Consider the following 26,930-nt stretch of genomic DNA (forward strand, 5'->3'; position numbering starts at 1 on the left):
TCACCGGAGCAGATAGGGCATGTTGACCGTGACGGCTCCGGTGGGGCATCGGGCCGCGCACGGGCCGCAGTACCAGCACTCGTCGACGTGCATGTACGCCTTGCCGTTGCTCTCGTTGATGGCGAGGGAGTCCAGCGGGCACATGTCCACGCAGAGCGTGCAGCCGTCGATGCACTTCGACTCGTCGATGGTCACGGGCACGTCGGCCCGCTGGGGCACCAAGGGCATGGCTGTCTCCAGGGATCTGCGCGAGCGGGGTGGCTACTGGGACCGGTGCAGCAGGCCGCTCATGGTGATGCGGTCGCCGCGGAAGCGGATGAACTCCAGGTCGACCGGGCGGCCGTCCGCGAGGTGGGTGAGGCGTTCCAGCATGAGGACGGCGGTGCCGCGCGGGGCCTCGAGCACGGCGGCCGAGTGGGTGTCCGCGCTGACCGCTTCCAGGGTGATCTCGGCGTGGCCGAGGGGCTGGCCGGTGACGGCTTCCAGGAGGCGGAAGACGTCGGTGTTCTCCAGGTCGGCGCCGAGCAGTTCGGTGCCGATGTCGAGCGGGATGTAGGTGAGGTCGAGGGACAGGGGGAGGCCGTTCAGACGGCGCAGGCGTTCGATGTAGAGGACGTCGGTGCCGGGCGCGAGGTGGAGGCGTTCGGCGACCGGCGCGGGTGCCGGGGCGGGGCCCATGGTGCGGACCTCGTTGGTGACCCGGCCGTGTTCGCGGAGGGTTTCCGCGAGGCCCATCAGGCGGTCGAGGCCATGGGGGTACTTGTGGGCCACGACCACGGTGCCGACGCCGGGCCGGCGTTCCACCAGGCCCTCGGCCCGCAGCAGGTCGAGGGCCTCGCGGACCGTGTTGCGGCCGGCGCCGTAGTCGGCGGCGAGGGTCGACTCGTGGGGGAGGGTGCCGTCGGGGAAGGCGCCGGTGAGCGTCTGCTGGCGGAGCAGGTCCGCCAGTTGCCTGGCCCGGTCGGCGCGCAGCCGTCGCCGCGCGCGGTGGGCGGCGACGGTGGTCGCGGCTCCCTGTCCGGCGTGGTCTCGGCTGCGGTCGATGGGCATGGCTCGGACCATACCTATCCGATAGGAAAAGTAGTGTTGCGGGAGTGTTGCGCCACCGGGGATGTGACCGGTTCGACTGTTGAGCTGCGGTTTCGGCGGGCCCGTGGGGAGATCTGCCACCACGGCCGCGGCCGTTCCGCGGCCGGACCCGCCCCCGTGGCTCCGGTTCCCGGCCGGTACGACTACGAGAGCGCCGTCAGGCCCGGGGCGAAGGCGATCAGCAGGGGCAGCAGCGGTACGAGCGCGGCCGTGGTGGTCGTCATGGCCCGGTGCCTGCGGCCCAGCCGGGGCGGCGGTTCCAGGAGCCTGTCGACCCGTTCGCCCAGCAGCCGGTGGCTGGAGGCGCAGGACAGGACGCCGCGGTGCTGGTTGAGCTCGATCAGGGCCAGGGCGGTGGTCAGATGGCCGCAGCGGCGGGAGGCGGTGTCGTCGGCGGCCAGTTCGACCAGGCGGTGGGTCTGGTCGCAGAAGTGGGCGAACAGCGGGATGCGGGGGAAGCCGGTGGCGAGGGCCGTGGACAGGTGCAGCAGCCAGTCGTGGCGGGCGCGGGCGTGGCCGCGCTCATGGGTGAGGACGGCGTCGAGCTGGTGGCCGGTGAGACGGTGCAGGGCGCCCGTGGTGACGATCAGCTGGGAGGGACTGCCGGGCATCCACCAGGCGTCGGGGTACTCGTCCTCCAGGACCAGCAGGGGACCGCGGGCGGCGGGCAGGCCGGCCGGCAGGTCGGGAGCGCGTTCGCGCAGATGGGCGCGGGCCCGGGCGCGGCGCCGGCGCGCCTCGACGAGTTCGCGCGCGAGCATCGCGGTCGTCCAGGCGGCGCCGCAGGCCAGCAGCAGGGTGAGGGCGGCGGCCCACGGCGGGGCGGTGGAGAGGTCGTACGCCGCGGTCACCGCGGGCGGCGCCGGAGCGAAGAGCTGGGCGCGGACCGTGCCGAAGACGGCGGCGGCGCCCAGGGCGAGAGCCGACACGCAGCACAGCAGGACGGTGGCGACCAGGCACTGCCACACCCACAGCGCGACCACCGGTTCCCGCTCCGGCCAGGCGGACCGGGTCAGCGCCCGGGGCGCGGGCACGGCGGCCGTCACGGCGACAACACTCAGCAGGAGCAGGCAGACGGTCATTGCCACGGGCTCCGGTTCCTGGTCGGAAGAGGGGCGGCTACGGGTGGTGCGAGGAGAGCGACTGCTGTGCGCACCGGTGCCACGGCCGAGGTGCTCGCCGAACGGGCCGTGTACGGCGCGCGGGCGGACACACCGCCCGACGCCCAGTATGACGGGCCGGGCGGTGTGAGTCAGGAGCCGAACGCCATCGGAAGAGCCGGGAGGGGCGACTGTCGGCCAGACTCGGCCCTCCCGGGAGGGCTCATTCCGATCCCGGTGTCACCCGGCCGGTCACCTCGCCGAGCCCCACCCGCACGCCGTCCGGCCCCGGAGCCCAGGCCGAGAGGGTCACCACGTCGCCGTCCTCCAGGAACGCCCGCTTGCCGTCCGGGAGTTCGAGGGGCTCGCGGCCGTTCCAGGTCAGCTCCAGCAGGGAGCCGCGCTCCCGGTCCGCCGGGCCGCTCACCGTGCCCGAGCCGTACAGGTCGCCGGTGCGCAGGGAGGCGCCGTTCACGGTCATGTGGGCCAGCTGCTGGGCGGCCGTCCAGTACATGGTGGAGAAGGGCGGCTCGGAGACGACGTGGCCGTTGACGGCGACGGTGATCCGCAGGTCGTAGCCGCTCGGTTCCTCGTCGCTGTCGTCCAGGTACGGCAGCAGCTGGTGCGTACGGGCCGGCGGGGCCACCCGGGCGTCCTCCAGGGCGTCCAGCGGGGTGATCCACGCCGACACCGACGTGGCGAAGGACTTGCCGAGGAACGGGCCGAGGGGGACGTACTCCCAGGCCTGGATGTCGCGTGCGGACCAGTCGTTGAGGAGACAGAGGCCGAAGACGTGCTCGCGGAAGCCGTCGAGGGACACCGGCTCGCCCATCCGGGACGGTGCGCCGACCACGAAGCCGACCTCGGCCTCGATGTCCAGGCGGACGGACGGGCCGAACAAGGGAGCGGCGTCGGTGGGCGCCTTGCGCTGGCCGGCGGGGCGCACGACGTCCGTGCCGGAGACGACGACCGTGCCGGAGCGGCCGTGGTAGCCGATCGGCAGATGCTTCCAGTTGGGGGTCAGGGAGTCCTCGGCGTCGGGGCGGAAGATCTGGCCGACGTTCCGGGCGTGATTCTCGGAGGCGTAGAAGTCGACGTAGTCCGCGACCTCGAAGGGGAGGTGCAGGGTCACCGAGGACAGGGGGTGGAACAGTGGTTCGACGGTCTCGCGGTGGGACGGCACGGTCACCCAGGCGGTCAGCGCCCGGCGCACGTCCGACCAGGCCGTGCGCCCCGCCGCCAGCAGCGGGTTGAGGGTCGGCCGGGCCAGCAGGGCGGCGTACGGGGAGCCGAGCGCGTGGGCCGCGGCACCGGCGTCCAGTACATGGTCGCCGAGCCGGACGCCAACGGACCGGTGGGACGAGCCGGGGAGGGAGAACACGCCGTACGGCAGATTGTGCGGGCCGAAGGGGTCGCCCTCGGGGACATCGAAGGGGGCATCGGGTGCTGCCTCGCTTTCGGGTGTGCCATGTCGTCGCCACGTGTTCGTGGTCATGCCACACGTTACGGGTGGCACGCCGGTCGTGGGCCGAGTCCGAGGAGGCGGACCCGGGCGAACGGGGCAGGTGGGTGTCGGGGTGACCGGACGGCGCGACTCCGGCGCGACGGACGAGACGCCACTTTCGTACGTGGCGGAAGTTATCCACAGGACGCGACGCAATCTTGACGGAGCGGTGCGAACGGGGCGACTCTGGGCGGGTGCCGGAAGGCCTCGGGGAGGGGGCGTTCCCACGGCACACCAGGGGGCGGATGGCCGTAGGGGAGGCCGGTCCGGGCTCGGTACGGCGTGGTCCACAGCCGAAGCGGCTGGAAGAGACCATGCGCGTCCGGCTCGGCCGGGAATGTGTGTATGTACCGTCGTGCCGTTTCGGGCTGTACGTGGCGCTGCGCCACTGGTGCCCGCCCGGCGGACGGGTGCTGATGTCGCCGGTCAACGACGACGTCATCTTCTTCGTCGTGCTCGCGGCCGGACTGCGTCCGGTGCAGGCGCCGTTGAACCCGCTCGACGCGTCCATCGACCTCGATGCCGTGCCCGAGGAGACCTGGCGCTCGGTGTCGGCCGTGCTCACGACGAACCTGTACGGGAACCCGGACCCGGCGCCGCGCCTGAGGCGGAAGTGCGACGCGCTCGGGATCCCGCTGTTCGAGGACGCGGCGCACGCCATCGGCAGCAGGGTGGGGGACAGGCCGGTCGGGGCGTGGGGGAGGCATCCGCGTTCAGCCTGTCCAAGCATGTGGGCGCCAAGGCCGGAGGCATGCTCTCGCTCGCCGATCCGGGGCTGCGGGAGGCGGTGGAGGAGACCTGCGCGGGACTGCTCGTCCCGCGCCGGATGAGCTCCGAACTGTCTTACGCGATCAGGCCGTTCGCGGAGGCGACGGTGCGCGGGCTGCGGCTGCGGCGCGCCGCCTGGGCCGCGATCCGGCTGCTGGGTCTCGCGGACCGCGAGGAGATCCGGATGCCGCTGCGCCCGGACGAACTCGCCCGGGCCGAGCGCCGGGCGCCCGGGCTCGAGGCGCACCACCCCTGGGTACGGGTCGACATGCATGACTACCGCCAGGAGTCCGGCCTGCTGCGGCTGCGGCGCATCGGGCGCAAGCTCGACCGGCTCGACGACGTGCTGGACGCGTGCCGGGCGGGCACGGAGCTGCTGCTGTCCACGCCCTGGGCCAAGCCGCGCGATGCGTACGGCACACAGCCGCTGTTCCGCGTCCCGCTGTTCGTGGCGGACCGGGACGCGGCGATCGCGGCACTGGCACGGCAGCGCATCGTCGTCGGCTACCTCTACGACCCACCCCTGGACGACTACGCCGGTGCGGAGTTCACCGACCCCTCACCGGCCCCCGAGGCGGCCCGCTGGTTCGCGCGGCACACGCTGCCCGTGGACCCGCTGCGGGCGCGGACGGTCGTCGAGGTGCTGGAGCGGTCCGGGGCACGGCCGGTCGAAGCACCGGGGGAGCTGCCCGGTAGCAGGCCGACACCGGGAGGGCTGGGTCAGTCCCGTGGCTGAGATCCAGGTGCACGAGCCCGCCCCCACGCGCGCCGGAGGGGGCGAGCTCGAGCCTGCCGACAACGACCACACGCACGACTCGCTGTTCAAGAACGCCTACTTCCTCATGCTCAGCACCGGCGTGTCCGCAGTGCTGGGCCTGGGATTCTGGCTGGTGGCCGCCCGCTACTACTCCGAGGAGGCCGTCGGCCAGGGCTCCGCCGCGATCGCCGCGATGCGGCTGCTCGCCAGCATCACGGCGACGACCATGATCGGGGCCGTGGTGCGCTTCGTCCCGCGCGCGGGACGGGAGACCGGGCGCCTGGTGTGGGGCACCTACGTGGCCAGCTCGCTGATCGTGGCGCTCGCCGCCGCCGTCTTCCTGCTCACGCTCGACGCCTGGGGAGCCTCGTACGCCCCCCTCGGCACACCCATGGCGGGGGCGGTGTTCGTCGCGGCGTGCGTGGCCTGGGCGTTGCTCACCCTCCAGGACGGCGTGCTCACCGGACTGCGCAAGGCGGAGTGGGTACCGGCCGGGAACGCGGTGTTCTCGGTCGGGAAACTGGCCCTGCTGGCCGTCTTCGCCGGCACGCTGCCCGTCCTCGGCATCTTCGTCTCCTGGGCCGTGGCGATCGCCTTCTCCACCCTGCCGCTGGGCTGGCTGATCTTCCGCAGGCTCATCCCGCGCCAGGCGGACCACGACCGCGGGAAGGAGCCTCCGAAACTCCGCGACATGGGCCGCTTCCTGGCCGGGGACTCACTGGGCGCGCTGTTCAGCCTCGCCATGATCAACCTGTTGCCCGTGATGGTCGCGGTCCGCTTCAGCGCCGCGGAGAACGGCTACTTCTACGTGGCGTACACCGTCGGCGGCACGATGGAGTTCATGGCCATCAACATGGCCTCGTCCCTCACCGCGCACGCCTCGCACGACCCGCGCCAGCTCGCCGACGGCGTCCGGGGAGCACTGCGGCGCATGACACTGCTGCTGGTCCCGGTCGTGGCGGTGCTGGTCCTCTTCGCCCCGTACATCCTCACGCCGTTCAGCCCGGACTACGCCGAGCACGGCTCGACCGTGCTGCGGCTGCTCGCCCTCGGGGCGCTGCCGCGGGTCGTGGTGGAGCTGTACATCGGCGTGCTGCGCGTCCAGGGGCGCACGGGTGTGCTGGCCGCGCTCCAAGGCGCCATGTGCGCCCTGGTGCTGGGCAGCGCGGCGGTGCTGTTCACCCCGGCCGGGATCGCGGGCGCCGGCTGGGCGGTGCTGCTGAGCATGACGCTGATCGCCGTCGTCTCGACGGTCGGGCTCCGGGCGGCACTGCGCCACGACGACGGTCCGCCCGCTGTACGTATGTCCGCGGAGCCCTCCTACGGCACCCACTGGGCGAAACTCAACGCCACCGCCGGATACGGCACGACCTGGGCGCGCCGGGCCGCGTACCAGCCCAAGGACGGTGACCAGGACACGGTCACGCTGTTCATCGGCCGGCCGGGGTACGAGCGCGAGGCGTTGCAGGCGGACACACTGGCACTGATCGTGCGGCCGGAGGTGCCGGCCCGGGAACCACCACAAGAGCCCGCAGAACCGCTCCCGGACGAGGAGCCACAGGAGCGGCGGCTCAGAGGCGCCCTCTGGAGCCTGCTCGGTGTCGCCGCCGTCTTCTTCCTGGCACCGCTGCGCGACCTGCCCTGGCTCGACGACGCCTCCGAAGCGGCACTGACCGGGCGACAGCTGCTGGAGGGGCTGCCGTTGCCCTCGCTCACGGCGGGGGGCCTGCTGCTCGTGGTGTTCGTCGCCGCCCTCACGCTGTGCACCCGGCGCGACCCGTGGCTGCCCGGCACGGCGCTCTACGTGGCCCTGCTCGCCCTGTACACCGCACCGGTCGCCCTCGGGCGGGAACCGCGGCCGGTGGACGGGGCGTTGTACGAGAAGACGGCCGGCTTCCTCGTGGACACGCTGGGGCTCGACGGGCCCGAGCCGCTGCTGCGCTGGGCTCCGCCGGTCTGCCAGCTGCTGTGCCTCGTGCCGCTGTGGCTGCTGCTCGCGAGCGCGGGCGGGCGGCTGACGTGGCCGGGGCGCTGGGGGGTTCTGTATCTCGTCGCGGTCGGCGGCTGGGTGTGGCGCGACGCGCTCGCACCCGTCGCGCCGCCCCTGCTCGCCGTCCTCGTCCTGCTTCTGCTGCTCCGCCGCGCCGCGTCGGCGTGGACGCGCTCCCGCTCCATAGCCAACCGACCGGCCGACGGACCACCGAGCCGCCGCCGGCCCAGCGACTGATCACGATCCAGTGCCGAACCGACACGATCCGGCGCCGAACAGAGTCGAACAGAGCCGATTCGCCAGGGGGGAACCACCGTGCGTCCGCCAGCAACTCCACGGGAGAGATCCACGCCAGAACCCACACCCGCCCGGGACGAAGCGGACTCGTCGGCTCCTCACCCCGAGACCTCCAGCCAGTCCTCCAGCCCCTCTTCCTCGGAGTCGTCGAGCCCCGCCCATGAGCCTGTGACGGACCTGTCCGATCTGCCTCCCGTCTGGCCTGGGCGCCGCGCCCTCGCCTGGCCCGGCGTTCCGCTGTTCGCCGCGCTCGCCCTCTGGGTGTACGCCGTGCGGCACACCGATGTCTCGCGGCTCGACGACTACGGCCTGGTCACCGCGCTGCACCCCACCTTCTGGGCCGGTCTCGCGGTGCTCACCACCGGCTTCTGGTTCACCGTCCGCGATCCGCGCCGGCGGGGCGGCTGGGCAGCGGCGTACGTCCTCGGGCTGCTGGTGATGGAGCGGGCGACCCAGGCCGTGGTCTATCCGACCCCGCTGTACGCCTGGGCGTGGAAGCACGAGGCGGTCATCGACCATCTGCTGACGGCCGGCGGTCTGCAAACGGCCGACCAGGTCGGCGACATGGCGGTGTACGACCAGTGGCCGGGCTTCTTCGCGGCGCAGGCCGCCCTGGTGCGGCTGCTGGGCGTGGACTCGGCCGCGATGTTCATGGCCTGGTGGCCCCTGGCCTCCAGTCTGATGCTGCTGCTCCCGCTGCTGCTGATCTACCGCACCTTCACCGAGGACCGGCGGCTGATCTGGACCGCCGTCTGGCTCTTCTACGTCGCCAACTGGGTCGGGCAGGACTACTTCTCGCCCCAGTCCGTGGCCTACGCGCTGCACGTCGGCGTCCTGGCCGTGGTCCTGCGCCGCTTCGGCCGGTCCGCCGTGCGGCGCGGGCAGCCCCGGCAGGCCGTGTGGACGGTGGTGATCACCGTCCTGCTCGTGGCGATCGTCATCTCCCACCAGCTCACCCCGGGCATGCTCGTCGTCTGCCTGCTCGCTCTGTGCCTCAGCCGCCGCTACCGCGACTGGGTCCCGGTGGTCACGACCGTCGTGATCTTCCTGGCCTGGTGCCTCACGGCGGCGCTGCCCTTCCTGTCCGCCGCGATGCCGGACATGATCCGCTCCATCGGCGATGTGGGTGCCAACGTCGAGACGGGGTACGGCGCCACCCCGACCGGCACCGGAGCGATCGCGACCTCCTGGGCGGCCCGGCTGCTGTCCGGCTCCGTCCTGCTGCTCGCGGCCCTCGGAGTGCTGCGCCAACGGGTGCTGCGGCACCGGGCCCGGCCGCTGCTGCTGATCGCGGCTGCCCCGCTGCCGATGTTCGCGGCCAGCAGCTACGGCAGCGAGATGATTTTCCGGGTGCTGCTCTTCATGCTGCCCGGCGCCGCGTTCTTCGCCGCCGCCGCGCTGCTGCCCAAGGTCCGCACGCTGGCCGCCGACGCCGCGGCGCGGGAAGTCGTCAGCAAGCAGGCCGCCCCCGCCGAGCGCGGGCGACGGTGGCTCGGCGTCTGGCTGCCGCTGGCCGCGCTGCTCGGCGGAACCCTGGCGTTCGTCCCGGCCTACTCCGGCAAGGACCGGATCAACTACTTCCCGCCGCAGGAAGTGGCCCTCGTACGGCAGCTGTTCGACCAGGCGCCCGACGGCTCGCTCGTCGTCGCCGCCAACCGCAACTACCCGCTCGCGTACGACTCCTACTGGAGCGTCGACCACTACTGGTTCCTGGACGACGCCCGCAGTCACGTCGACCGGATCGTCCAGAAGCCGGCGGCCACCCTCGCCAGTGACATGGCCGGGGTGGAGCGGCCGGCCCGGGCCTACTTCCTGCTCACCCAGGGGCAGTTGGCCAACTCCGAGATGAACGGCCAGCTCACCGAGGCGCAGCTGGACCGCATCCGGAAGTCCGTCGCCGCCTCACCGCGGTTCCGGCTCGTGGCGCAGAACAGCGCCGGATGGCTCTACGTACTGAAGCAGTCCGAGGGAGCGGAGCGATGACACCGCAGGAACTCGTGGTCCGGATGCTGCCGCCGTTCGGCGGCTGGCTCGCGCTCGCCGCGCTCGCCCTGCCCGGCGGATCGCCGCTGCGGGGCGCCGCTGTCGTCCTCTTCCTGGCCGCGGGCCCGGGCGCGGCGATGGTCAGAATCTGCGCCCCCGCACTGGGGGCGCGGCCCGCCGAAGGGCCCGTCGAGCGCCGGGACCCGGACTTCGCACGCCACTCCGACCTGCTGGAGCGGCTGATGCTGGTGCTGTTCATGAGCATCGGTGCCGTGATGCTCGTCGCGACCGTCCTGATCGCCACGCACACCTTCAGCGCGCAGCGGGTGCTGCTGACGCTGACCCTGCTGACCACGCTCGCCGCGTTCTGTCCGCCGCTGCGCGCCTCCCCGCGGCCGAGGACGACGCCGAGTACACCGAAGGGTTCCGCTCAGTGAGGTTCAACCGTCCCCACCGATCCGACCGTTCCCACCGATCCGACCGTTCCCACCGATCCGACGGTCCCCACCGATCCGACGGTTCTCGTCGCTCCCACTGGCCCCACCGTCCCTTTCGCCGCGACTCGAACGCGACCGAGGAGCGGCCGGTCGCCGGCCCGTTCGTATCGGGCCGGCGCCGACTGCTGATCACGTCCGCCACGATCGTCAGCGCGGTCCTGGTCGGCGCACTCGCCCTCCGGGACGCCTCCGGACCGGATTCCCAAGGCACCGGTTCCGGGGCGGATTGCCGGCCCACCGCACTCCTGGAACCGCCCTGCGGCGCCTGGTTCGGCGCGTTCGTGCCGCACGAGCGCGGCGACCTGCCGGAGAAGGTGCGCGCCTACGAGAAACGCGTGGGCCGCGAGCTGGACATCGTGTACACGTACCACGACATGTCCCTGCCCGAGGGCACCCGCCGCGAGGGCCAGCTGCTCACCCCGGAGGAACGGCGCGTCGGCGAGGACCACCTGCTGCTGCTGTCCTGGGAGAGCAAGTGGTGGGGCGGCACGAAGAAGCAGCAGCCGACCTGGAAGCAGATCGCGGCCGGCGAGCTGGACGACAAGGTCATCGACGTCCAGGCCCGGCGCATCAAGGACTACGGCAAGAAGGTCTTCCTCTCCTTCGACCTGGAGATGGACACCCGTACCCCGGACAACGGCACGCCCGCCGAGTACGTGAAGGCGTACCGGCACATCCACGACCGGTTCCGCGAGCTGGGCGTCGACAACGTGGTGTGGACGTGGATCACCACCGGCTATCTCGACCACGCCGACGAGATGAAGCGGATGTATCCCGGCGACGAGTACGTCGACTGGATCGGCTACAACCAGTACAACTACTTCCGCTGCCACAAGGCGGGCTGGATGACCTTCGCGCAGACCCAGGACGCCGCACACGACTGGATCCGCGAGAACATCTCCGACGACAAGCCGCTGATGCTCTCCGAGTTCGGCACCGCCGAGGACTCGGCCCGCCCGCAGCGGCAGGCCGAGTGGTACGCCCAGGTGCCCGGGGTGCTGAAGGGCCTCAAGGGCGTCAAGGCCGCCCTCCAGTGGAACTACCGAGACCCCGGACCGCACTGCGACCTGGCACTGGCGAACGACGCGGCCTGGGACAGCCTGCGCGAGGCGGCCGCCGATCCGTACCTCAACCAGCCGCTCAAGTAACGGACGAACGCGGCGGTCAGCCCGCGAACTCGGGCCCGCGCACGATGGCACGGGCCCGCCGGTACCACCGCCACCCGATCGTCTTCGGCCCGTCGCGGTACGGCGCGACCCGCGCGCCCGTCCCCGCCAGCCAGCCCTCGACGTCGGCGACGGTGTGGGTACGCCGCACGATGAGCCGGGCGACGCGGTACCGCTCGTCGTGGTCGGAGCTGAGCGCGTGCCGTACGGCGGTCGCCGTCTCGTAACCGGCCCGGGCCGACATGGTCCGCACCCGCGGGCTGTTGTAGCCGTGCGGATAGGCGAGATGGCGGACCTCGTGCCCGAGGGCGTCCTCCAGCACGGCCTTCGACGTGCGCAGTTCGTACGCCAGGTCCTTGCCGGACAGGGTGTCGAGCTGCGCGTGGGTGACGGTGTGACTGCCGATCTCCATGCCGGAACGTTCCAGCTCCGCCGCCCGGTCCAGGGTCATCATCGGGGCGGGCGGCAGCAGACTGCGGCCGCCCGGAGCGATGGCGCCGGTGGTGAGATAGGCGGTGGCGGGCAGCCCGCGTCCGGCCAGTGTCTCGGCGGTCGGGCCGGGCAGATCGGCGAAGCCGTCGTCGAAGGTGAGCAGCACGGGCCGGGGCGGCAAGGGCGCCCGTCCGGCCAGATGGTCGGCGATCGTACTGATCGTGACGGGTGTACGGCCGCTGTCGGCGAGGGCGTCGAGGTGGGCCGCGAACTGCCGTGGCGTGACCGTGAACTCGGCGATCCAGTCGGGCGGGTCGTCCATCACGGCGTGATACAGGAAGACGGGGATGGCCGGGGCCCCCGAGGGCGATACCGGCCCCTCTCCACGCGTACGTGCCGACGTCCTCATCTCGCCCCCCGCTCCGTCGCGCGAACCGTGGCGCGCAGCGCCCGCCGCGCCCGCACATAGCCGACGGGCCCGTACAGCATGCCCCTGCGCTGCAACCGCGACAGCCGTCGCGGCCAGGGATGCGTCCGCACGTCGTGGTCACCCGGAGCCCCGCCCCCGTCCGTCTCGCGTACGGCCGTCAGCGTGCGGGCGTGGGCGAGGCCGCGGGGCAGCCGCGCGAGGAACGCCGGCAGCAGCGCGGGACGGTTCACCAGCACCGCGGTCAGATAGGCGGTGAGCCCGGCGCCGTAGCCGTACGCCTGGGTCTCCAGGTCCTGCCAGGTCTCCCGGTGGTGGTGCCACACCAGTGCGGACGGCGTGTAGCGCAGCCGGTGGCCCTGGGCCAGGACACGGACGAAGCCATAGAGGTCGTCACCGCCCCGGGCGGCCGTACCGGCACCGGTGGCCGGGTCGAAACCGCCGACGGAACGCAGCACCGCCGTACGGAACGCCATGTTGGCGCCGGAGCCGAACCGCCCCGCCGTGAACGGGAACAGCGGTTCGTCGCCCGGGGGACGCGCCGGGTCGTACGTCCTTGGAGTGAAGCCCTTCGCGAAGCCGCCGTGGCTCTCCAGCAGCACCTGGGCCGGGGTCGTCAGGCGCGCGGGCAGGATCAGCCCGGTGGCGCAGCCGAGCCCGGGGTCGGCGGCGAAGGGCGCGGTCAGTTCGGTCAGCCAGCGGGGGTCGGCGACGACGTCGTCGTCGGTGAAGGCGACCACCTCGCCCCGCACGGCCGCGAGGCCCGTGTTGTGCGCGACCGCGAGGCCGGGCACCCGCTCGCACACGTACCGCACCCGCTCGGCGTACTTCCGCTCCACCAGCTCCCGCGTCTCGTCCGTCACGGGCGCGTTGTCGACGACGACGATCTCGAACCGTGGATGGTCCTGCGCCAGCAGCGAGTCCAGCGCCCGGGCCAGCTGCCCGGCCCGCTCCCGGGTCGCGACGACGACACTGGCGTACGGACGCTCCCCGGCGGCCCCGGCGGCCCCGGCGGCCCCGGGCTCCCCGGCGGCCCCGGGCTCCCCGGCATCCTGGACGTCCCCGGCCGCACACTCCGCCCGCGCCCGCTCCTCCAGCACGACCCGCGCGTCCGCCCCCTCCGGCACCCGCCCGAGCAGCGTGCCCACGGGCCGCCCACCCCTGCGGACCAGCACGAACACCTCGCCGTGCGTCACCGGCGGGCTCCCCGGACCGGGTCTGAGCACCGCCTCCTCACCGTCGAGTCCGTCGAGTCCGTCGAGTCCGTCGAGGTCCAACTCGGCGACCTGCACCGCCCCGATGTCCAGGAACCGACGTATCTCCTCCCGCGCACGCGCCGAACGAGCCATGCGCCCCTCACCCCCCACTCGTGTCAGGTACGAACTCGTGCTCAGGTACGGCGCAGCCGAGCCGCGCCCTTCAGGGTCCGTGCGGCCAGCGCCGCCAGCCGCGGCCTGCCCCGGACGAAACTGTGCGCGCGGCGCGCCGGCTCGCGGCTCAGCCAGTGCAGTGCCGCGCCCGCCCCCGGCCGCGTCACCGCGCCCTCGTACACGGGCAGTTCGCCCGTTCTCAGCGCGTCCTTGTACTCCGCCGCGCCCCGCCCGAGGTCGAGCATGCCGATGCCCTCGGCGGCCGCCGCCTCGGCCATGCGCAGATGCAGCGCCAGACCGGGCGAGTACTTCGCGAACTCCGGGTCGTAGGCCGGGAACCAGCAGGCCAGGACGGATGCCGAGCGCAGTCCGAAATGCGCGGCGACGGGCCGCTCTCCGGCGTACAGCACGGACAGCGTCCCGGCGCACTCCGGTGCCCGGGTCCGGGCCAGCCGTCCCACGAGCCGGGTGATCCACTCCCGTGCGAAGCGGTCCTGCCGGCCCGTCCTGCGGTACTGCGCCGACTTCCACTCCATGAGGGTGCGCAGCGCGGCCGGGTCGCGTTCGTCGAACACGAACCGCGTCTCGCCGGCCTGCCGGCCCAGCTTGCGTTCCTTGGCCAGGGTGGTCTTCAGGAACTTCGGCGACTGGGCGCGCAGCACCGACTCGTAGGTGTCGTAGCCCTTCTCCACGTCGATGACGTAGGTGGCGTGCTCCTCGGCCGCGTACCGGACGAACAGCCGCTGCTCGGCCTCCAGGTTGTCGAAGGCGAAGCTCGACATCGAGCAGGCCCTCAGGAGCCGGCCCGTGTCCAGGTCCAGCCCCGGCAGGAGGATCGCCCCCTGCGCGTCCGAGACACCGAGCCCGATCGCCCGGCCCTGCCCCAACGGCCCTCGCTCGTACGGCAGGAAACCGGCCGGCTCCCGCCCTTCGTACACCACCGCGACCCGTGCCCGCGGCCTCACCAGACCGACGGCTTCGGTGAACTCCGGTTCCATGAAGGGGTTGCGTGGTGCCTCGGAGGCAGCGCGCAGTGCGCGCCAGCGCTCCCTTTCCCCTTCGCCGAGCTCCCCGGGCCCAGCCACGCGAATGCGCCCACTGCTCAACCTGACCCCCCGATCAAGTCCCCCCTGGACACTTGGAAGGTACCGCCCGAGACGGCCTCGACGGTAGGTAGCGGACCATGTTGTTGCCAACCGGTGCAGAGGCCTTCAACCGGGCAATCGGTGTCCACTGTGCGATGAAACGAAGGGGCGCGCTGTCCGTATTCTCAGATCATGGCCGCACCCATCGCATATTCACTCATCGCCACCGACCTGGACGGAACGCTGCTGCGCGGCGACGACACCCTCTCCGACCGGTCGCTCGCCGCACTCGCGCGGGTGGCGGACACCGGTGCTCAGCACCTCGTGGTGACGGGCCGGCCGGCGCCGCGTGTGCGACCGCTCCTCGACGACCTCCGCTGCACGGGGCTCGCGGTGTGCGGGCAGGGCGCGCAGGTGTACGACGCCGGCGCGGACCGGCTGCTGTGGTCCATCACCCTGGACCGGGAACTGGCGGAGACCGCGCTCGGCAAGATCGAGGCCGAGGTGGGGCAGGTGTACGCGGCGGTCGACCAGGACGGGGTCGACGGGCTCACGCTCATCGAGCCGGGCTATCTCATGCCGCACCCGACCCTGCCGGCCGTACGGGTCGAGCGGCGCGACGACCTGTGGGGCGAGCCGATCAGCAAGGTGCTGCTGCGCCATCCCTGCCTGACGGACGACGAGCTGGCGGCGACGGCCCGTTCGGTGGTCGGCTCACTGGCGACGGTGACGATGTCGGGGCCCGGCACGGTCGAGCTCCAGCCGTGCGGCGTCACCAAGGCGACAGGCCTGGCGCTGGCCGCCGAGCACCTGGGGCTGAGGCCGGCGGACACCATCGCCTTCGGTGACATGCCCAACGACATCCCGATGTTCGACTGGGCCGCCCACGGCGTCGCGATGGCGAACGCCCATCCCGAACTCAAGGCCGTGGCCGACGAGATCACCCTGTCGAACGAGGACGACGGCATCGCCGTCGTCCTCGAGCGACTCCTGGGCGGGACGGCTCAGTACGGGCCGTTGACGTTGTCGATCGAGCCGTAGCGGTCGGCCGCGTAGTTGCAGGCCGCGGTGATGTTGGCGACCGGGTCGTACGGGTCCCACGACGTGCCGTCCACGTGGTAGGCCTGGAAGGTCGGGTCGATGGTCTGGAGCAGGCCCTTGGACGGGGTGCCCGCGACGGCGTTCGAGTCCCAGTTGTTGATCGCCTGCGGGTTGCCGGACGACTCGCGCATGACGTTGCGGTAGATGCCGTCGTACGACCCCGGAATGCCCTTCTGGGCCATGACGTCCAGCGCCTCGCGGATCCACCCGTCGAGGTTGTTCGCGTAGGTCTTCGCGGAGGCCTGGGTGGCCTTGGCGACGCCGCCGGCCGGCTTGGCCGGGGCGGACGACTTGGTCGCCTTCTTCGGGGCGGCGGCCGCCTTGGTCGTCGACACCTTCAGCTTCAGGCCCGGGTGGATCAGCTTCGGGTTGTCGCCGATGGCGGAGCGGTTGTCCTTGTAGAGCTTCTTCCAGCCGCCCGAGACGTCGTACTTGTCCGCGATGCGGTAGAGCGAGTCGCCCTTGGTCACGGTGTACGTGAGGGACTTGGCGGGCTTGACCGCCTGGGGCTCTACGGCGCTCGCGTGGGTCGCGCCGAGGAGCGGGAGGGTGAGTGCCGCTCCGCCGGTGCCGGCGATGGCGATACCTCGGGTGAGCGGGTTGGTTCTGGGGCGACGGTGCTTGCCTCGTCCGGCCATGGCGAAATTCCTCTCCGGCGCCTGCGAGGTGAGCTGTCGGGTTCGGGCCGGGAGGTGCCCGGCCGCGTACGGCGGTGTACTGCCGTGCGCGGCTTCACCCCGAGCCGTGCCGCTGTGCGGACCGGCGACTTACCTGGGTCCCCCGCTCCTGCCCTGCGTGAGTGAGTCGGTTCGTGTGGGGGTCCGGGCGGCGGCAGGATTCGGCGTCCGCCGGACTGGCCGGGAACGTATGCGAGAGCACATGTCGGGAACAAGCGCCGGAGTCACATATCGCGCGGTTGACCTTGGTCGGGGGTGTTTGGTCCGCTTGATCCTTTGCGAGAGCCAAGACTCAACTGGCGTTCGGCTGAAGGCGGTACGGGTCAATGTCGGGGTGGGGCGGTAAAGGGGTTAACGTGACTCAACTCACTGATCACAAGCCCGTGGGGCAATTGCCGTCAAAGGTAATTTGCTCAATCGTCATGGCAAATCGTGAATATCTCACTATCAGCTGGTAAGTCGACAAATGTCTGGTCTTATGGCCCGATCGAAAACATAACGGTCGTGATCAGATACCACCCGGCCTGTAACCATGGGCGCTGGCGGTGATCGAAACGTGACCGGATACGCTGACTCGAGTGATGGCAGCGACCTATCGACAATCCGCGTAATCACCGGCAGACACAGCAGACAGGAGACCCCTCGTGACCGACGTCGGGCCATTCGGGCTGAGCGTGCGGGACCAGGCTCTGGAAGCCGATGTCCAGGCCGGGTTGGCGGCTGTCGAGGAAGGCTTGTTCGAGGCCACCAAGAGCGAGGTGCCCTTCATCACGGAGGCCGCCCAGCACCTGGTACGGGCCGGTGGCAAGCGGTTCCGTCCGCTGCTCGTGATGCTCTCCGCCCAGTTCGGTGACCGGTACGCGCCCGGGATCGTGCCGTCGGCCGTCGTCGTGGAGCTGACCCACCTCGCCACGCTGTACCACGACGACGTGATGGACGAGGCGACCGTGCGCCGCGGGGTGGCGAGCGCGAACGCCCGCTGGGACAACTCCGTCGCGGTCCTCACCGGCGACTTCCTCTTCGCCCGCGCCTCGCACACCCTGGCCGACCTCGGCCCGGAGGCCGTGCGGGTGCAGGCCGAGGCGTTCGAACGGCTGGTGACCGGGCAGATCCTGGAGACGGCCGGACCGCAGGACGGCCGCGACCCCGTCGAGCACTACCTGGACGTGCTGGGCGGCAAGACCGGTTCGCTGGTGGCGGTGTCGTGCCGGTTCGGCGCCATGATGTCCGGCGCCGACGAGACGACCGTGGACGTCCTCACCCAGTACGGCGAGCGGCTCGGCGTCGCCTTCCAGCTCGCGGACGACGTCCTGGACATCGCCTCCGACTCCCACGAGTCCGGCAAGACGCCCGGCACCGATCTGCGCGAGGGCATCCCCACCATGCCGGTGCTGCGGCTGCGTGAGCGGGCGGCACGGCTCGGCCTCGCGGACGACATCGCCCTGTGCGAGCTGCTGGACTCCGACCTCACCGACGACGAACGGCACGCCGAGGCCCTGCGCCTGCTGCGCGCCCACCCGGCGCTGGAACAGGCCCGGAAGGACACCGTCCGCTACGCCCAGGACGCCCGATCGGCGCTGGCCCCCCTGCCCGAGTGCGCCGCGAAGACGGCCCTCGTGGAGCTGTGCGACGCGGTGGTGCACCGGGCGGGCTAGCCCCGAAGCGGCGCCCGAAGTGGCCCCCGTCCCCTACGGGTCGGGGGAGGAGCCACTCCTCCGTGTCATACCCCAGCAGTACGTGGAGTTGAGTCCGGGGTCTGACGTATTTCCCTGGCCGATTTGGTCAGATGGACACCACGGAAAAACACCACTCCTCACCTGTTCGGGTGAGAATGGCGGCTCAGGGACGAGTGCGTGGACGACACGGACAGCCGCCGCCGACCACGGAGGTAGGGCACACATGGCACCGTATGGATCCGACGACAGCACGACCGCCGGGGAGGTCGACGAGCAGCGTTCCGGACGGCGCAAGGCCGCGCGGTACGTCGTACCGGTCACGGTGATGGGGGTGGCGGCCGCGACGATCGGGCTGGTCCCCGCGCTCGCCGACTCCGGTGACCCCGACCTCCCGAAGATCACCGCACAGCAGCTCATCGAGAAGATCGCGAAGTCGGACGTCCAGCAGCTGTCCGGCACCGTGAAGATCAGCACGGACCTCGGGCTGCCGGACCTCGGCGGTCTCGAGAGCAGCCTGATGTCCGGGGCCGCGAGCCAGGGCGAGGGCGGCTCCTCGGCTGACCCGACGGCCAAGCTCACCGAACTGGCCTCCGGTACGCACACCCTGCGCGTCGCGGCCGACGGCCCGGACAAGCAGAAGCTGTCGCTGCTGGAGAACGCCGCCGAGTACAGCATCATCCACAACGGCAAGGACGTCTGGGCCTACGACAGCAAGTCGAACGAGGTCCACCACGGCACGGCCTCCGAGAGCGGCAAGGCGAACGGCAAGGACCAGCAGCCGCCGGCCACGCCGAAGGACTTCGCCGAGGAGGCCCTCAAGGCCGCCGACGACACGACCTCCGTGACCGTGGACGGCACCGCCCAGGTCGCCGGCCGGGACGCCTACAAGCTGCTCATCAAGCCGAAGCAGTCCGGTTCGACGGTCGGTGCGATCACCGTGGCCGTGGACGCGAAGACGGGCACACCGCTGAAGTTCACGCTGACCCCGGCGAGCGGTGGCTCCGCCGTCGTCGACGCCGGCTTCACCCAGGTCAGCTTCGCCAAGCCGGCCGCGTCGACCTTCGACTTCACCCCGCCGAAGGGAGCCAAGGTCACGGAGGAGAAGGCGCACGAGAAGGGCTCCGAGAAGGGCATCGAGAAGGGCTTCGGCAAGGGCTTCGACAAGGGGGAGGCCCCTCGGCACGCCCCGAAGTCCCTCCCGAAGTCCGAGGAGGACCTCGGCAAGGGCCTCGACGGCATGAAGACCATCGGCGAGGGCTGGAACTCCATAGCCACCTTCGACACCGGCGGCGAGGGCGTGCCCTCCGGCGAGGCCGGCGGCGACCTCGGCGGCTTCATGAGCTCGCTCGGCGACAAGGTCACCGGCAAGTTCGGCTCGGGCACGGTCTTCTCGACCCGTCTGGTCAACGCCCTGATCACGGACGACGGCAAGGTCTACGTCGGCCTGGTCACCAAGGACGCACTGGTGAAGGCGGCCGACGCCGGCAAGTAGGTCCCCTGCCACCACGGGACGCAGAGAGAACGAGGAAGCCGATGGGCGAACCGTCCGCCACGGAGCCCGAGCGGGCGCCGGAGCCGAGCGGCACGGATGCGGATGCGGAGACCGGGGAACCGGTCATCGCCACCCGCGCGCTCACCAAGCGCTACCGCGGCGGACAGCTCGCCGTCGACGGTCTCGACCTGACCGTCCCGGCGGGCAGCGTCTTCGGCTTCCTCGGCCCCAACGGCTCCGGCAAGACCACCACCATCCGCATGCTGATGGGCCTCATCGAGGCAACCTCCGGCACGGCGCGGGTCCTCGGCCGGCCCATGCCCCGGGCCACCCGCGCCGTACTGCCGCACGTCGGCGCCCTCATCGAGGGCCCGGCCCTCTACGGCTTCCTCTCCGGCCGCGACAACCTCATCCGGTACGACTCGGCCGACCCGGCCGCCGATCCGCGCACCCGGCGGGCCCGGGTCGGCGCCGCCCTGGACCGGGTGGGTCTGACGGCCGCCGGGAGCAAGAAGGCCAAGGCGTACTCACTGGGCATGAAACAGCGCCTGGGCCTGGCGGCCGCCCTGCTCCAGCCGCGCCGGCTGCTCGTGCTCGACGAGCCGACCAACGGCCTCGACCCGCAGGGCATGCGCGAGATCCGCACCCTGATACGGGAGCTGGCCTCGGACGGCACGACCGTCTTCCTCTCCTCCCACCTGCTCGACGAGATCGAGCAGGTCTGCACGCACGCGGCCGTGATGGCCCAGGGCCGTCTGATCACGCAGGGTCCGGTGGCGGAGCTGTCCGCCGGGGCACGTGGCCGGCTCGTGGTGACCACGCCGGACCCGGCGGAGGCGGCCCGCGTGCTGAAGGAGCAGGGCGTCGGCGACGTCGTCGTCATCGACGACAGGGTGACCGGCGAACCGCCGGACCGCGACCTCGCCGACGTGAACGCCGCGCTGGTGACGGCCGGGGTGCGAGTACGGGGCTTCACGGTGGAACGGGCCTCGCTGGAGGACGCGTTCGTGGCGCTGACAGGGGAGGGGTTCGATGTCGCAGGCTGACACCGCGGGGGCCGTACGCCCGGTGAGCCCGCTGTGGACCTTCGGGCTGCTGCGCAGCGAACTCACCACGACCTTCCGGCGCTGGCGCACCCTCGCGCTGCTGGCCGTACTGGCGGGCGTGCCCGTGCTGGTGGGCATCGCCGTCAAGATGGAGACGGGCGACGGTTCGTCGCCCGGAGGCGGCGGGGGCGGAGGGCCGGCCTTCATCTCGCAGATCACCAACAACGGCCTGTTCCTCGTCTTCACCGCCCTGGCCGCCACCCTTCCGTTCTTCCTGCCGATGGCGATCGGGGTCGTCGCGGGGGACGCGATCGCCGGCGAGTCCAACGCGGGCACCCTCCGCTATCTGCTGGTCGCCCCGGCGGGCCGAAGCCGCCTGCTGCTCACCAAGTACGCGACCGTCGTCATCTTCTGCCTGGTGGCCACCCTCGTGGTCGCCGTCTCGGCGCTGACGGTCGGCGCGCTGCTGTTCCCGCTGGGCGACCTGACGACCATCTCCGGTACGCGGATCAGCTTCGCCGAGGGCCTGGGCCGAGCCATGCTGATCGCCCTCGCCGTCGCCGCGTCACTGATCGGCGTGGCGGCGCTGGGCCTGTTCGTCTCGACGCTCACGGGCAGTGGCATCGCGGCGATGGCGACCACCGTCGGCCTGCTGATCACGGTCCAGATCCTCGACCAGATCCCGCAACTGCACGCCCTCCAGCCGTACTTCTTCTCGCACTACTGGCTGTCCTTCGCCGACCTCATGCGCGAGCCGGTCTACTGGGACGAGCTGGCCAAGAACCTCGGCCTCCAGGCCCTGTACGCGGCGGTGTTCGGATCGGCGGCCTGGGCCCGCTTCACGACGAAGGACATCACGGCCTAGCACTCACTTCTCGTAGAGGAACCGGGCGGGCGGGGCCTCCTGGGTGAAGAACGTCTTCGCGCGGGTCAGCGCCTCGGTGTCGTTCAGCACGTCCCCAGGCTTGCTGCCGTTGCCGAGCAGCACCCCGCCGAAGCGCATCCCCAGGTACGCGGCCGAGTTGTGGAGCGTCCCGATCAACGGGTCGGCGACGACCTCCTCCCGGTGCGCGAGCGCGGTGACGCCCCACAGGGTGCGTCCGGCCAGGGTCGCCTTGAAGTCGAGGCCGGGTGTGCGCAGCCAGCCCGACCAGTAGTCCAGGTAACGCTTGGTCTGCGCGGAGACCGAGTACCAGTACAGGGGCGAGACGATCACGATGTCCGTCGCCGCGAGCGTGGCGTCGAGCAGCAGGGCGAGGTCGCCCTCGGTCGGACGGACATGGTCGCTGTCGTGCCGCAGGTCCTCGAAGTCGGGCAGTGGATGCTCGGTGAGGTCGATCCACTGCTGTTCGACGTCCGGGGCCAGTTGCTCGGCGGCCCGGCGGGCCAGCAGCTCGGAGTTGCCCTCGGCGCGGGCGCTGCCGAGAACGAAAAGGAAGCGGCGGGTCATGGAGGTCCCCCAGAAGGAAGGCGTACGGCAATTACACGCGCATGCATCATATGCGCGCGCATTCAAATCCGCCAGGGGTGGCCGTCAGGCAGGGGCGCCCGTCAGACGAGGGTGCTCGTCAGCTCCCGATGCGCGCCTCCGCCTCCCGCGCCACGGCCAGCAGTAGCGCCTCCCGCCCGTGCGGCGCCACCAGGTGCAGCCCGGCCGGGCAGCCGTCCTCGCCGAAGCCCGCCGGGAGGCTCAGTGCCGGATGCCCGCTGAGGTTGAACGCCCAGGTGAGCGAGGTGGAGTAGCGGTCTCCTGGCCCTTCGTGGCCGTGCGGCGCGGTGGGTGCCGCGGGCGTCAGCAGCAGCTCGGTGTCGTCGAACAGCCCGGCCAGCCGCCGGTCGTTCTCCGCCCGGTCGCGATGAGCCCCCGCGAGGTCGGCGCCGGGTGCGCGCAGGGCGAGCCACGCCGGCCCCGGGTCCGTGAGCCGCAGCGGCACCCGTGGTCGTACGAGCCGTACGACACCCGCCGCCACGAGCCGTTCCACCGCGGCCCGGGCGAGCGCGACGGGCTCGGGGTCGGGCCCGGCGAAACCGAGGTCGGGGGACCAGACGGCGGTGACGGGCAGGGGCGGGAGGACGGGCTCCGGCTCGCCCGACACCACCTGCCACCAGATCGCCGCGTCCGACGCCGAGCGGGCGAGTACGCCGGGCACGGCAAGCCCCGTGCGGTCGGCGGAGGGGAGCCGCCCGACCGTGGTCTTCAGCCCGACGACCCCGCACCACGCCGCCGGGATCCGCACCGACCCGGCCCCGTCGCTCCCCGTCGCCAGCGGCACCAGCCCGGCCGCCACCGCCACCGCCGACCCGGCCGAGGAACCGCCCGGCGTCCGGTCGGCCCGCCACGGATTGACGGTACGGCCGTGCGCACCGAGCCCCCACGTCTGCCAGGGCGTCCCCGGCCCGGGCACGGAGGTGGCCCCGACGGCCACCCCGCCGGCCGCGAGCAGCGGCCCAGCCGCCCGCAGCCCGTGCCGCCCCTTCACGGCGATGGGCACACCGGCGAGCGGCAGTGCCCCCCTCGCCGCCATGAAGCTGTCGGCCTCACCGGTGTGGGGGATGCCACCGGGTCTGTCGGCATTACCCGTACGGGCGCGCCCGGAGCTGTCGGCTGCACTCGTGCGAGGGGCATCCCCGGGCGGGTCGACTGCGCTCGTGCGAGGGACACCCCCGGGCCTGTCGGCTGCACTCGTGCGAGGGGCATCCCCGTGCGGGTCGACTGCGCTCGTGCGAGGGACCCCCGACCTTTCGGCACCACTCGCCCGAGGGGTGTCCCCGGGGCTGTCGGCATCACTCGTGCGAGGGACACCGCCGGGCCCGGCCACCGTGCTCCTGCGGAGGACATCCCCCGAGCCGTCGGAGTTGTCAGCTCCGCTCCTGCGGGGGCACCCCCGGCCCTCCGTTCGAGCAGCGCGTCCACCTCGCCCGCCCGTCGCACCGCTTCCTCGTGCCACACCTCGACGAACGCGCACAGCTCCGGATCGGCCCGGTCGATCCGCTCCAGCGCCGCCGTGACCACGTCCACCGCACGCAGTTCCCGGGCCCGGACGCCCGCCGCGATCTCCCCGGCGGACAGGGGCAGGGCCGTCAGCGTGCCGCTCCCGTCAGTCTGGCCAGGGGCGCCGTCTCGCGCGGCGGGTGGCCCAGTTCACCGAGCCGCCAGGACGGCACCCACGGCACGCGGTACACGTCGATGACCGCCTCCAGGGACTTGATCCGCTGGGCGAGCGGGCGCGGCAGCCGGCCCGGGGCGTCCGCCACGAGGACGACGCCGTCGAGGTCGAGCCCGGGCGGAGCCTGGCCGCGCCGGAAGATCTCCACCGCACCGGCGACCGTGTCCAGCCCGGCCGCGTGCGTCCGGGCGACCAGCAGCACGGACGGCGGGTCGCCCGGCCCGGGCCAGGCGCGGCCGCTGTCATGACCGCCGTAGACCGCGGCGAGCGTGGAGACGCCCGCGCCGCCGTGTGTGCCGACCCAGGAGAACCGCCGTGCCCCGGCATGGGCGTGGGCCGGCTCCGGTGGTTCCGGCTTCGGGGGCGTCACCGGGCCGCGGATCCAGATCTCCGGGCCTTGTCGCATGCCTGTCTGCATGCACCTCTCCTCCCTCGTACCGCCGATCTTCATGCCGGCCGGAACAACACGCGCCGGGGCCTACAGTCCTTGGGACGAGCCTGTGACACCGCGGTGACGTGAGAAACGGGAGCGAGCGGACACACTCGACAGTAGGTGTACGACGCCGAGTGAGGGGACGATGTCTCGACTCAGCCGCGAGGAGAAGCGGGAACAGAAGCAGGCCGCACACGCGGCGACCCCGGCGGCGCCGATCGAGGTCCATGTCCCTCGGACAGGACACGGCGCCGGACCGGGTGCCGCTGCCGGTGCCGGACCGGCGGGCGTGTCCGACGGTGCGTCCGTCGGCGGCGTCCCGGTCTACGCGGCCCCCGGTGAGGAGATTCACAAGGCCGTCCTGAACCGCCTCCACCACATCGCCCTGGCCACCGGCCATGCCGTGCTCGCCACGATCCACGACGAGCGCATCGGCTACGTCGTCCCCCTCCAGGTGGACCCGGACGGCTCCAGCCACTTCACGGCCGAGCCGGTCCCTACGGCCCCGCCGGAGGAGGCCGTCGCCGGACGCCCGCCGCAGCCCTCGACGGGGGGTCCTGCCACGGAACCGCCGACGGCCGGCACAGCGGTGACCTGGCCCGAGGCCGGCGCGGCCACGGAGCCACCCTTGTCCGGCCCGGCGACGGAATGGCCCCCGGCCGCCGCCGCTGAGCCGCCCCCGGCTACCGAACCGTCCCCACTCGGCGCGGCCATGGATCCGCCCTGGGCGGGCGCGGTGACGGAGCCACCCTTGTCCGGCCCGGCTTCCGGCCCGGCGACGGAGTGGCCCCCGGCCGCCGCCGCTGAACCGCCCCCGGTCGGTGCGGCTACCGAACCGCCCCCGGCCGACGCCGCACCGAGCACTCCCGCACGGGGCACGCCCGCACCGGCCACTCCCGCCGAGGGCACGCCCGGACCGATGCCCCCCACGGCGGAGCAGGAACCCCCGCGGAAGCCCCCGCACAGGGACAGCTCCACGCACGTCCTGCGCCCCGTACCGGAGTCGGACGATCTCGGCGCGGCCCCGACGTTCCGGCTGCGCGCCGTACAGGAGCCGCCCACACCCGAAGACACGCCCCCGGGCCCGGCCACACCTGGCCGACCGCCCGGCACCGTCGTGGCCCCGACCGGTGAGTTCGGGCCGCCTCCGCCCATGGACGCGAGGCCGCTCCCACTCCCCGAAACCGGTCCCGCCGAGCCACGGAGGAGCAGGAAGCCCGACCCGGTGCTCGAAGCGGAGCTGCTCGCCGACCTCGACGCCAAGCCCACCCCCGCCCGCGGTTTCGACGCCGTCGCGGAGGCCATGTTCGGTGACGAACCTGTCGGCGCCCGGGACGGCTCCGGGGCCCCCGACCTCGTCGCGGAGCCGATCACGCGGATCAACGAGGCCGTGAAGGAGGGCAGGATCGAGGAGGCGGCCGGGCTCGCGGAGCAGACCGTCGCGCAAGCGTCGGCGACGCTGGGGCCGGAGCACCCCGAGGTGCTCCGGCTGGGTGAACTCAGCGCGTACATCGCCTACTTGGCGGGCGACCCGCTCCGCGCCTTCCGGCTGTCGCTCGACCTGGCCGGTGCCCGCCGCCGTTCGGGCGACGCGGAGGCCGCCTACGGCAATGTGCAGAGCGCGGCCACCGCCTGGCGGGCCGTGCGCGACCCGGCGGTGGGCCTGGATCTGGGGCGCGACCTGATCGGCCTGTGGACCGAGCTCGCCGCCGAGGACGGTCCGGCCGCCGACGAGATCGAGCAACTGGAGTCGGCCCGGGCCCGCATGGGCCGCCTCACGGAACGCGCCCGCAACCAGTAGGGAGCTGACCGGGGACTACTCCGACAGCTCCCACACCGCGTACGCGACCGCGTCGCTGTTGCGGTCGAGGGCCGTGTCGTTGATGTTGGCGGTGGTGTCGCAGGAGGAGTGGTAGCAGCGGTCGAAGGCCCGCCCCGCCGTACCGCCCCACTTGGCCGCCTGCGCCGCCGTCATCGTCCGGCTCGCCCCGGTGAACAGGCCGCCCACCGGCACGCCCGCGCTCTTGAAGGGCGCGTGGTCGGAGCGGCCGTCGCCCTCGGTCTCTATCTCGGTCGGGACGCCGAGGCCGCTGAAGTAGTCCTTGAAGGTCTTCTCGATCGCCGGGTCGTCGTCGTAGACGAAGTAGCCGGGGTTCGGGGAGCCGATCATGTCGAAGTTCAGGTAGGCGCTGATTCTCGAACGGTCGCCGGTGGCCAGCCGGTTGACGTAGTAGCGGGAGCCGACCAGGCCCAGCTCCTCCGCGCCCCACCAGGCGAACCGCAGGTGCTTGGTGGGCTTGTACTGCGCCCGGGACACGGCCAGGGCGGTCTCCAGGACGGCGGCCGAGCCGGAGCCGTTGTCGTTGATGCCGGCTCCGGAGGAGACGCTGTCGAGGTGCGAGCCGGCCATCACGACCTGGTTCGCGTCGCCGCCCGGCCAGTCGGCGATCAGGTTGTAGCCGGTGCGGCCGGACGCGGTGAACTGCTGGATCGCGGTGGTGTATCCGGCGGCGTCCAGCTTGGCCTTCACGTAGTCGAGCGAGGCCTTGTAACCGGCCCTGCCGTGCGCGCGGTTGCCGCCGTTGGCGGTGGCTATGGACTGCAGCTGGGTCAGATGGGCCTTGACGCCCGCCAGGGGCAGGTCGGGCGCCGCGGCCGGTCTCGGGGGAGCGGACGCGGCATCGGCCACGGCGCCGCTGGTCAGGAGCATGACACTCGCTAGGCCGCCGGCTGCCACGGCACGCGCGGAAACGGAGAGCTTCATGTGGGGACTCCGAGTTCCTACGGGCAGCCCGTGGGGTGTCCGCAGGCCGCCCACGGTGAATGGGGTGCCTGGATGGTGAAGCTGATACTGACTCTCCGTCAAGACCCGG

22 protein-coding genes, 1 pseudogene and 1 riboswitch are annotated in these 26,930 nt (G+C 72.2%); of the genes and pseudogenes, 11 read left to right on the forward strand and 12 right to left on the reverse strand.

Features of this window, described 5'->3' with window-relative positions:
* The 4 genes from ACQEV8_RS26050 to fahA all read right to left on the reverse strand — a co-directional run bounded on the left by ACQEV8_RS26050 (position 1) and on the right by fahA (position 3,684).
* Positions 1–228 carry a 4Fe-4S dicluster domain-containing protein gene (locus tag ACQEV8_RS26050; protein WP_432964640.1) on the reverse strand — a complete coding sequence of 76 codons (228 nt, stop codon included), beginning with the start codon at positions 226–228 and terminating at the stop codon, positions 1–3.
* 33 nt (positions 229–261) lie between these two features.
* A complete protein-coding gene (locus tag ACQEV8_RS26055) occupies positions 262–1,062 on the reverse strand; it encodes a GntR family transcriptional regulator (protein WP_432964643.1) in 801 nt (266 codons plus the stop codon).
* 170 nt (positions 1,063–1,232) lie between these two features.
* Entirely contained in the window at positions 1,233–2,171 is a 939-nt protein-coding gene (locus ACQEV8_RS26060; protein WP_432972989.1) for a M56 family metallopeptidase, read from the reverse strand.
* Positions 2,172–2,412: 241 nt separating this feature from the next.
* Positions 2,413–3,684, reverse strand: a complete 1,272-nt coding sequence (fahA, locus tag ACQEV8_RS26065; protein WP_432964646.1) for a fumarylacetoacetase — start codon at positions 3,682–3,684, stop codon at positions 2,413–2,415.
* 323 nt (positions 3,685–4,007) lie between these two features.
* Here fahA and ACQEV8_RS26070 point away from each other — a divergent pair.
* From ACQEV8_RS26070 to ACQEV8_RS26090, 5 genes and pseudogenes are all read left to right on the forward strand, one after another.
* A pseudogene (locus tag ACQEV8_RS26070) lies at positions 4,008–5,197 on the forward strand (DegT/DnrJ/EryC1/StrS family aminotransferase).
* Between the two features lie 106 nt (positions 5,198–5,303).
* Positions 5,304–7,445 (forward strand): lipopolysaccharide biosynthesis protein, encoded by a 2,142-nt coding sequence (locus ACQEV8_RS26075; RefSeq protein ID WP_432972992.1) that lies wholly within the window; start codon positions 5,304–5,306, stop codon positions 7,443–7,445.
* A gap of 228 nt (positions 7,446–7,673) precedes the next feature.
* Positions 7,674–9,488: a glycosyltransferase gene (locus ACQEV8_RS26080; protein WP_432964649.1), complete on the forward strand. Its 1,815-nt coding sequence runs from the start codon at positions 7,674–7,676 to the stop codon at positions 9,486–9,488.
* Positions 9,485–9,925 carry a hypothetical protein gene (locus ACQEV8_RS26085; protein WP_432964652.1) on the forward strand — a complete coding sequence of 147 codons (441 nt, stop codon included), beginning with the start codon at positions 9,485–9,487 and terminating at the stop codon, positions 9,923–9,925. Before ACQEV8_RS26080 ends, ACQEV8_RS26085 begins: the two co-directional genes overlap by 4 nt.
* A gap of 341 nt (positions 9,926–10,266) precedes the next feature.
* Complete coding sequence (locus ACQEV8_RS26090) at positions 10,267–11,133, forward strand: glycosyl hydrolase (RefSeq protein WP_432964655.1); 867 nt, start codon at positions 10,267–10,269, stop codon at positions 11,131–11,133.
* Positions 11,134–11,149: 16 nt separating this feature from the next.
* Here ACQEV8_RS26090 and ACQEV8_RS26095 read toward each other — a convergent pair whose 3' ends face one another.
* The 3 genes from ACQEV8_RS26095 to ACQEV8_RS26105 all read right to left on the reverse strand — a co-directional run bounded on the left by ACQEV8_RS26095 (position 11,150) and on the right by ACQEV8_RS26105 (position 14,471).
* Positions 11,150–11,905, reverse strand: coding sequence for a polysaccharide deacetylase family protein (locus ACQEV8_RS26095; RefSeq protein ID WP_432964658.1), 756 nt, complete (start codon positions 11,903–11,905; stop codon positions 11,150–11,152).
* 83 nt (positions 11,906–11,988) lie between these two features.
* Positions 11,989–13,359: a glycosyltransferase gene (locus tag ACQEV8_RS26100; RefSeq protein WP_432964661.1), complete on the reverse strand. Its 1,371-nt coding sequence runs from the start codon at positions 13,357–13,359 to the stop codon at positions 11,989–11,991.
* Between the two features lie 41 nt (positions 13,360–13,400).
* On the reverse strand, positions 13,401–14,471 hold the full coding sequence (locus ACQEV8_RS26105) for a GNAT family N-acetyltransferase (protein ID WP_432972995.1): 1,071 nt from the start codon (positions 14,469–14,471) through the stop codon (positions 13,401–13,403).
* A 186-nt stretch (positions 14,472–14,657) separates the two neighbouring features.
* Here ACQEV8_RS26105 and ACQEV8_RS26110 point away from each other — a divergent pair, with 186 nt between their 5' ends.
* The gene (locus tag ACQEV8_RS26110; protein WP_432964664.1) at positions 14,658–15,506 is read left to right on the forward strand and encodes an HAD family hydrolase; all 849 of its coding nucleotides are present in this window, start codon (positions 14,658–14,660) and stop codon (positions 15,504–15,506) included.
* Here the strand turns inward: ACQEV8_RS26110 and ACQEV8_RS26115 are convergent.
* Positions 15,470–16,204, reverse strand: coding sequence for a transglycosylase SLT domain-containing protein (locus ACQEV8_RS26115; RefSeq protein ID WP_432964667.1), 735 nt, complete (start codon positions 16,202–16,204; stop codon positions 15,470–15,472). The genes ACQEV8_RS26110 and ACQEV8_RS26115 overlap by 37 nt on opposite strands.
* Before the next feature lie 3 nt (positions 16,205–16,207).
* Positions 16,208–16,378, reverse strand: a riboswitch (cyclic di-AMP (ydaO/yuaA leader).
* A gap of 509 nt (positions 16,379–16,887) precedes the next feature.
* Between ACQEV8_RS26115 and ACQEV8_RS26120 the strand changes: the two genes are divergently transcribed.
* From ACQEV8_RS26120 to ACQEV8_RS26135, 4 genes are all read left to right on the forward strand, one after another.
* Positions 16,888–17,898, forward strand: a complete 1,011-nt coding sequence (locus ACQEV8_RS26120; RefSeq protein WP_432964670.1) for a polyprenyl synthetase family protein — start codon at positions 16,888–16,890, stop codon at positions 17,896–17,898.
* A gap of 244 nt (positions 17,899–18,142) precedes the next feature.
* Entirely contained in the window at positions 18,143–19,411 is a 1,269-nt protein-coding gene (locus tag ACQEV8_RS26125; protein WP_432964673.1) for a LolA family protein, read from the forward strand.
* Positions 19,412–19,452: 41 nt separating this feature from the next.
* Positions 19,453–20,457, forward strand: a complete 1,005-nt coding sequence (locus tag ACQEV8_RS26130) for an ATP-binding cassette domain-containing protein (protein ID WP_432964676.1) — start codon at positions 19,453–19,455, stop codon at positions 20,455–20,457.
* On the forward strand, positions 20,444–21,322 hold the full coding sequence (locus ACQEV8_RS26135; protein ID WP_432964679.1) for an ABC transporter permease: 879 nt from the start codon (positions 20,444–20,446) through the stop codon (positions 21,320–21,322). The genes ACQEV8_RS26130 and ACQEV8_RS26135 overlap by 14 nt, the downstream gene beginning before the upstream one ends.
* Positions 21,323–21,325: 3 nt before the next feature.
* Here ACQEV8_RS26135 and ACQEV8_RS26140 read toward each other — a convergent pair whose 3' ends face one another.
* The 3 genes from ACQEV8_RS26140 to ACQEV8_RS26150 form a co-directional block, all read right to left on the reverse strand.
* A complete protein-coding gene (locus ACQEV8_RS26140) occupies positions 21,326–21,907 on the reverse strand; it encodes a flavodoxin family protein (protein WP_432964682.1) in 582 nt (193 codons plus the stop codon).
* Between the two features lie 118 nt (positions 21,908–22,025).
* Positions 22,026–23,012, reverse strand: a complete 987-nt coding sequence (locus tag ACQEV8_RS26145; protein ID WP_432972998.1) for an amidase family protein — start codon at positions 23,010–23,012, stop codon at positions 22,026–22,028.
* A 526-nt stretch (positions 23,013–23,538) separates the two neighbouring features.
* Positions 23,539–24,042, reverse strand: a complete 504-nt coding sequence (locus tag ACQEV8_RS26150; RefSeq protein ID WP_432964685.1) for a DUF6668 family protein — start codon at positions 24,040–24,042, stop codon at positions 23,539–23,541.
* Positions 24,043–24,202: 160 nt separating this feature from the next.
* On the opposite strand from ACQEV8_RS26150, the gene ACQEV8_RS26155 reads away from it, so the two are divergent.
* On the forward strand, positions 24,203–25,858 hold the full coding sequence (locus ACQEV8_RS26155; RefSeq protein WP_432964688.1) for a tetratricopeptide repeat protein: 1,656 nt from the start codon (positions 24,203–24,205) through the stop codon (positions 25,856–25,858).
* Positions 25,859–25,873: 15 nt separating this feature from the next.
* Here ACQEV8_RS26155 and ACQEV8_RS26160 read toward each other — a convergent pair whose 3' ends face one another.
* Complete coding sequence (locus ACQEV8_RS26160) at positions 25,874–26,821, reverse strand: M28 family metallopeptidase (RefSeq protein ID WP_432964691.1); 948 nt, start codon at positions 26,819–26,821, stop codon at positions 25,874–25,876.
* Positions 26,822–26,930: the final 109 nt, after the last annotated feature.

Origin of the sequence: Streptomyces sp. CA-179760 (assembly GCF_050937045.1) — a bacterium.
Taxonomy (GTDB): domain Bacteria; phylum Actinomycetota; class Actinomycetes; order Streptomycetales; family Streptomycetaceae; genus Streptomyces.

Bases quoted from the DNA above. Each gene is read 5' to 3' on its own strand.
- fahA (WP_432964646.1), bottom strand. From the start codon at position 3,684: ATGACCACGAACACGTGGCGACGACATGGCACACCCGAAAGCGAGGCA.
- ACQEV8_RS26075 (WP_432972992.1), top strand. From the start codon at position 5,304: ATGCTCAGCACCGGCGTGTCCGCAGTGCTGGGCCTGGGATTCTGGCTG.
- ACQEV8_RS26055 (WP_432964643.1), bottom strand. From the start codon at position 1,062: ATGGTCCGAGCCATGCCCATCGACCGCAGCCGAGACCACGCCGGACAG.
- ACQEV8_RS26160 (WP_432964691.1), bottom strand. From the start codon at position 26,821: ATGAAGCTCTCCGTTTCCGCGCGTGCCGTGGCAGCCGGCGGCCTAGCG.
- ACQEV8_RS26130 (WP_432964676.1), top strand. From the start codon at position 19,453: ATGGGCGAACCGTCCGCCACGGAGCCCGAGCGGGCGCCGGAGCCGAGC.
- ACQEV8_RS26135 (WP_432964679.1), top strand. From the start codon at position 20,444: ATGTCGCAGGCTGACACCGCGGGGGCCGTACGCCCGGTGAGCCCGCTG.
- ACQEV8_RS26140 (WP_432964682.1), bottom strand. From the start codon at position 21,907: ATGACCCGCCGCTTCCTTTTCGTTCTCGGCAGCGCCCGCGCCGAGGGC.
- ACQEV8_RS26095 (WP_432964658.1), bottom strand. From the start codon at position 11,905: ATGGACGACCCGCCCGACTGGATCGCCGAGTTCACGGTCACGCCACGG.
- ACQEV8_RS26155 (WP_432964688.1), top strand. From the start codon at position 24,203: ATGTCTCGACTCAGCCGCGAGGAGAAGCGGGAACAGAAGCAGGCCGCA.
- ACQEV8_RS26110 (WP_432964664.1), top strand. From the start codon at position 14,658: ATGGCCGCACCCATCGCATATTCACTCATCGCCACCGACCTGGACGGA.
- ACQEV8_RS26100 (WP_432964661.1), bottom strand. From the start codon at position 13,359: ATGGCTCGTTCGGCGCGTGCGCGGGAGGAGATACGTCGGTTCCTGGAC.
- ACQEV8_RS26125 (WP_432964673.1), top strand. From the start codon at position 18,143: ATGGCACCGTATGGATCCGACGACAGCACGACCGCCGGGGAGGTCGAC.
- ACQEV8_RS26150 (WP_432964685.1), bottom strand. From the start codon at position 24,042: ATGCAGACAGGCATGCGACAAGGCCCGGAGATCTGGATCCGCGGCCCG.
- ACQEV8_RS26085 (WP_432964652.1), top strand. From the start codon at position 9,485: ATGACACCGCAGGAACTCGTGGTCCGGATGCTGCCGCCGTTCGGCGGC.
- ACQEV8_RS26115 (WP_432964667.1), bottom strand. From the start codon at position 16,204: ATGGCCGGACGAGGCAAGCACCGTCGCCCCAGAACCAACCCGCTCACC.
- ACQEV8_RS26060 (WP_432972989.1), bottom strand. From the start codon at position 2,171: ATGACCGTCTGCCTGCTCCTGCTGAGTGTTGTCGCCGTGACGGCCGCC.
- ACQEV8_RS26050 (WP_432964640.1), bottom strand. From the start codon at position 228: ATGCCCTTGGTGCCCCAGCGGGCCGACGTGCCCGTGACCATCGACGAG.